This is a genomic window from Paenibacillus ihuae (genome assembly GCF_001368795.1).
Classification (GTDB): Bacteria; Bacillota; Bacilli; order Paenibacillales; family Paenibacillaceae; genus Paenibacillus_AQ; species Paenibacillus_AQ ihuae.
The window spans coordinates 3,114,199-3,117,075 of sequence record NZ_LN831198.1 but is presented as its reverse complement, the minus strand read 5'-3'; the positions used below and the strand labels follow the sequence as shown (position 1 = coordinate 3,117,075).

Genomic DNA, 2,877 nt, shown 5'->3' with positions numbered 1-2,877 from the left:
AGTGCAGCTGCAGATATTCAAGAGTATGGCCGACAGCGGCATCAGTGTGGATTTTATCAATGTAACACCGTCGGAAGCACTTTATACTGTGAATGACGACAAATCAGAGCAGGCGATCGCTGCGCTCCAGGAGCTGGGTCTCCGGCCAAAAAGCCTGTCCGGCTGCGCCAAAGTATCGGTCATCGGCGGCGGTATTAACGGTGTGCCCGGCATCATGGCCCGGATCGTTGAAGCACTGAGCTCGCAAAATATTCAGATTCTGCAGTCGGCAGATTCGAATACCACTATTTGGGTTCTTGTGAAGAAGGAAGATATGGTGCAGTCGCTGCGTGCACTGCATGCCAAATTTGAATTGCACCGCTGACAGGAGGAATTCAAAGTGGATTTCGGTAGATTAATCACTGCGATGGTAACGCCCTTTCACGGGGATGGAGAAATCAACTGGGAAGCAACTTCCCGGTTAGTGGATTATTTGATTGAAGAGCAGAAATCCGAAGCACTGGTGGTTTGCGGAACGACGGGGGAATCACCTACCTTAACCGACGAGGAGAAGCTGCAGCTATTCTCTTATGTTCTGAAAAAAGCGGACGGACGCTGTAAGATTATCGCCGGAACGGGCAGCAATAGCACCAGACATTCCATACATCTTACGAAGGAAGCGGAGAAACTCGGCGTAGACGGAGTGCTTCTTGTCGTTCCTTACTACAACAAACCGAATCAGGAGGGGCTGTATCAGCATTTCTCGGCAATTGCTGCGGATACTTCGCTGCCCTGTATTCTTTATAATGTTCCCAGCCGTACAACAGTTAGCATGAGCGCTGCAACAACGCTGCGTCTGGCAGAGATTCCGAATATCGTTGCCACGAAGGAATGTGTATCCGTGGATCAGATTACTATGATCGCAACGTCCTGTCCTGATGATTTTCATGTGTATTCCGGTGATGATTCTGCAGGTCTGGCTACACTTGCCGTCGGCGGGCATGGTATTATCAGCGTGGCAAGCCATGTGATCGGTGCGCAAATGTCAGAGATGATTAATGCTTTTCTCTCTGGCGATGTGCAGCGCGCAGGCGCGAAGCACCGTCAGCTGTTTCCGGTGTTCAAAGGGCTTTTTGAATGTCCTCAGCCGCTGCCTAACCCTGCTGCTGTGAAATACGCCCTCGGACTGCGCGGAATCGATGTGGGCTCTGTGCGGCTCCCCCTGGTGGGGCCGAATGAAGCAGAGGCCGCATTTATTGAATCCCTGCTGAAATAGGCTTCATGCGTATAGCAAGAACTTCTGCATTAAACCGGCATCCAGTAGGGATAGCCGGTTTTTTGTATGAATAATGAAGGTTATTACCCTTCACATATTACATTTCTGATAAATCTGTGCTCCTGGAGGGCAGTCCCGAAATGCCTTCATAGCCTCTTTTTCTTCGTTCCCCGATCAAACTTTTCCTCAAATAATGCCTGTATTTTAAGGAAAGAATAACGTTACGAAGCCGATGACTTGTCTTTTGCCAAAAAAATCATGTATAATGTTCTTAAGTGACTGGGTGCGGTTAATTAAATATGCGGTAATCTTCCGTCAATGTTCTTTTACATTGTGAGACAGGATAGGTCCTTGTATAAGTCTGTGCTATTGCTGCTGATTTTTCGCGCGAGGGGCGCGGCAGTGAAGGTTGACGGGTGAAATCCGTTTCAAGAAGCTACTCACGCTCGGGTTTCTTGGATTTTTCGCATTGCGCAATTTTTCAGACTTAGGCGGAATATCCCTGTGGATTCGGAAGCTATCGGCAATTTGAACTATGTGTTCAGCGCCGCTGAAATATGGAGCTTAATTATTTGTAAATAAAAGTATGACGTCCAACATCATAGGAGGGTTAGATTCATTTGTCCAAAAAAAATAACAACGATAAATTGATGATTTTCGCTTTAGGCGGAGTCGGAGAAATCGGGAAAAACATGTATGTAGTTCAATACGGAAACGACATAGTGGTCGTGGATGCGGGACTGAAGTTCCCGGAAGAGGACATGCTCGGTATTGATATTGTTATCCCTGATATCTCGTACTTGACAGAGAACCGTGACAAAGTAAGAGGTATTGTACTCACTCATGGACACGAAGATCACATTGGCGGTCTGTCGTATGTGCTGAAGAATTTGAATGTTCCGGTGTACGGGACAAGACTTACATTGGGCCTAGTTGATAACAAGCTCAAGGAAGCCAACCTGCTTGGCGAAACCAAGCGGATTCTGATCAATGAAGATTCTGAGATTGAACTGGGGACTTCCCTGCGGGTGACGTTCTTCAGAACCAATCACAGTATTCCAGACTCAGTCGGCGTATGCATCGAGACACCGGAAGGCAATGTCGTTCATACAGGTGACTTCAAATTTGACCATACACCAGTCAACGGTCAATTTGCTAACCTGCACCGGATGGCGGAAATCGGGCAAAAAGGTGTGCTTGCACTCATGTCCGATAGTACCAATGCCGAGAAACCGGGCTTCACACCATCAGAGAAAAATGTCGGCATCGTACTGGAGGATATCTTCCGCAAAGCCGATCAGCGCGTTGTAGTTGCTACTTTTGCATCGAACGTACACCGTATTCAGCAGGTGGTGAACGCCGCTGAATCCACTGGACGCAAGATTACAGTTATCGGTCGCAGTATGGTAAATGTTGTCGCAATTGCTTCCGAGCTGGGATATTTGCATGTGCCGGATGGCATGCTGATTGAACCGGAAGAAATGAACAGAATGGCTGGCAACCGCGTGGTTGTGCTTTGCACAGGCAGCCAGGGCGAACCGATGTCGGCACTTACCCGCATGGCACGCTCCAGTCACCGCAAGGTGGACATTCTGCCTGGCGACACTGTTATCATTGCGGCA

Annotated in this window: 3 protein-coding genes; all 3 read left to right on the top strand. The window is 48.3% G+C overall.

Annotation, left to right across the window (positions count from 1 at the left end; all coding sequences use genetic code 11):
* Window positions 1-364: ACT domain-containing protein (locus tag AQR02_RS34260; protein ID WP_245237441.1), on the top strand; the 364-nt coding region annotated here is incomplete at its 5' end.
* Window positions 365-379: 15 nt separating this feature from the next.
* On the top strand, window positions 380-1,255 hold the full coding sequence (gene dapA / locus AQR02_RS14145) for a 4-hydroxy-tetrahydrodipicolinate synthase (protein WP_054941033.1): 876 nt from the start codon (window positions 380-382) through the stop codon (window positions 1,253-1,255).
* 620 nt (window positions 1,256-1,875) lie between these two features.
* On the top strand, window positions 1,876-2,877 hold a 1,002-nt coding region (locus AQR02_RS14140), incomplete at its 3' end, for a ribonuclease J (protein ID WP_148449161.1).